Source organism: Phocaeicola faecium (assembly GCF_014837055.1).
Lineage (GTDB): Bacteria > Bacteroidota > Bacteroidia > Bacteroidales > Bacteroidaceae > Phocaeicola > Phocaeicola gallinarum.
Genome location: NZ_JACSPQ010000020.1, coordinates 1,264 through 3,763 on the forward strand (window position 1 = coordinate 1,264; position 2,500 = coordinate 3,763).

General features: G+C 55.4%; 2 tRNA genes and 2 rRNA genes (2 of these 4 running past the window's edge). All 4 read left to right on the forward strand.

Annotated features, from left to right (window positions below):
• Positions 1 to 788, forward strand: a 16S ribosomal RNA gene (locus H9626_RS13225); it begins 835 nt to the left of the window's first position.
• 128 nt (positions 789 to 916) lie between these two features.
• Positions 917 to 990 (forward strand) — tRNA-Ile (locus tag H9626_RS13230).
• Positions 991 to 998: 8 nt separating this feature from the next.
• A tRNA-Ala gene (locus H9626_RS13235) sits at positions 999 to 1,072 on the forward strand.
• A gap of 108 nt (positions 1,073 to 1,180) precedes the next feature.
• Positions 1,181 to 2,500: ribosomal RNA gene (locus H9626_RS13240) — 23S ribosomal RNA — on the forward strand (it continues 1,564 nt past the right edge of the window).
• Together the 16S and 23S rRNA genes with 2 tRNA genes alongside form the textbook arrangement of a ribosomal RNA operon.

Genomic DNA, 2,500 nt, shown 5'->3' on the forward strand with positions numbered 1-2,500 from the left:
CCTGGACTGACGTTGAGGCTCGAAGGTGCGGGTATCGAACAGGATTAGATACCCTGGTAGTCCGCACGGTAAACGATGGATACTCGCTGTCGGCGATACACGGTCGGCGGCCAAGCGAAAGCGTTAAGTATCCCACCTGGGGAGTACGCCGGCAACGGTGAAACTCAAAGGAATTGACGGGGGCCCGCACAAGCGGAGGAACATGTGGTTTAATTCGATGATACGCGAGGAACCTTACCCGGGCTTGAACTGTGCCTGACTGCCTCAGAGATGGGGCTTCCAGCAATGGCAGGCATGGAGGTGCTGCATGGTTGTCGTCAGCTCGTGCCGTGAGGTGTCGGCTTAAGTGCCATAACGAGCGCAACCCCTCCCGCCAGTTGCCATCAGGTAAAGCTGGGCACTCTGGGGGCACTGCCACCGCAAGGTGTGAGGAAGGTGGGGATGACGTCAAATCAGCACGGCCCTTACGTCCGGGGCTACACACGTGTTACAATGGGAGGTCACAGAGGGCTGCTACCCGGCGACGGGACGCCAATCCCCAAACCCTCCCTCAGTACGGACTGGAGTCTGCAACCCGACTCCACGAAGCTGGATTCGCTAGTAATCGCGCATCAGCCACGGCGCGGTGAATACGTTCCCGGGCCTTGTACACACCGCCCGTCAAGCCATGAAAGCCGGCGGTGCCTGAAGTGCGTAACCGCAAGGGGCGCCCTAGGGTAAAGCCGGTGATTGGGGCTAAGTCGTAACAAGGTAGCCGTACCGGAAGGTGCGGCTGGAACACCTCCTTTCTGGAGCGGTATGATGCTTGTGCCGTTTTCGGTTCCTGCGTGTCGAAAAGATATATATGCTGTAAAGAGGAGAATGATCCGTACGGCACAGGTAAGTACGGTGAGTTGAGAACGAGGCATTACAAGTCAGTCCTATAGCTCAGTTGGTTAGAGCGCTACACTGATAATGTAGAGGTCGGCAGTTCAACTCTGCCTGGGACTACCGGTGAAGGGGGATTAGCTCAGCTGGCTAGAGCACCTGCTTTGCAAGCAGGGGGTCAACGGTTCGAATCCGTTATTCTCCACGTAAGTCCGAAAGGACAATGCGGTCTGTGACATGATGGACAAACTAACGAACGAAGAGAAGGTTTTGAAGATACGCCCTTCCGTTTGCTGACGGAAGAAAGTATATTACGGAAATAGATAAGGGCGTACGGTGGATGCCTAGGCTCTCGGAGGCGATGAAGGACGTGGCAAGCTGCGACAAGCCGCGGGGAGGTGCAAGCAACCTTTGATCCGCGGATATCCGAATGGGACAACCCGGTGTCCTGAAGGGGCACCATCCCGCACAGCGGGAGGCTAACGCAGGGAACTGAAACATCTTAGTACCTGCAGGAAAAGAAAATAACAATGATTCCCCCAGTAGTGGCGAGCGAACGGGGAAGAGCCCAAACCCGCCCTGTTACGGCAGGACGGGGGTTGTAGGACTGCGGCATCGCATGAACGATGGCGAGCGGAACGCTCTGGAAAGAGCGACCATAGACGGTGATAGTCCGGTACGCGAAGCCATAGGAAGCGTAGCAGTATCCTGAGTAACGCGGGACACGTGAAATCCTGCGCGAATCAGCCGGGACCATCCGGCAAGGCTAAATACTCCCGAGAGACCGATAGTGAACCAGTACCGTGAGGGAAAGGTGAAAAGCACTCCGAACAGGAGGTTGAAATAGTCCCTGAAACCGTACGCCTACAAGCGGTCGGAGCAGCATCAAGCTGTGACGGCGTGCCTTTTGCATAATGAACCTACGAGTTGCCGTCGCCGGCAAGGTTAAGGGAAATGATTCCCGCAGCCGAAGCGAAAGCGAGTCTGAACAGGGCGTCCAGTCCGCGGCGGCAGACGCGAAACCGTGTGATCTACCCTTGTCCAGGATGAAGTCCGGGTAACGCCGGATGGAGGTCCGAACCGATAAGCGTTGAAAAGCTTCCGGATGAGGTGAGGGTAGGGGTGAAAGGCCAATCAAACTCGGAGATAGCTCGTACTCCCCGAAATGCATTTAGGTGCAGCCTTGTACGTTCCAGACCAGAGGTAGAGCGACTGATAAGACGCGAGGGCTTCACCGCCTATCAAGTCTTGACAAACTCCGAATGCTGGTATTGCCAAAGTACAGGAGTGAGGGCGTGGGTGCTAAGGTCCGCGCCCGAGAGGAGAACAATCCAGACCGTCGTCTAAGGCCCCGAAATAACCACTAAGTTAGTCTAACGAAGTCCGGTTGCAGAGACAGCTAGGATGTTGGCTTGGAAGCAGCCATTCATTTAAAGAGTGCGTAACAGCTCACTAGTCGAGGAACCGGGCGTGGATAATAATCGGGTATTAAGTGGTTTGCCGAAGACTCGGGATCAATACGATCGGTAGGGGAGCATTCCATCGGCGTTGAATGTCTTCCGTGAGGAGGGCTGGAGCTTATGGAAAAGCAAATGTAGGTATAAGTAACGATAAAGGGGGCGGGAAACCCCCT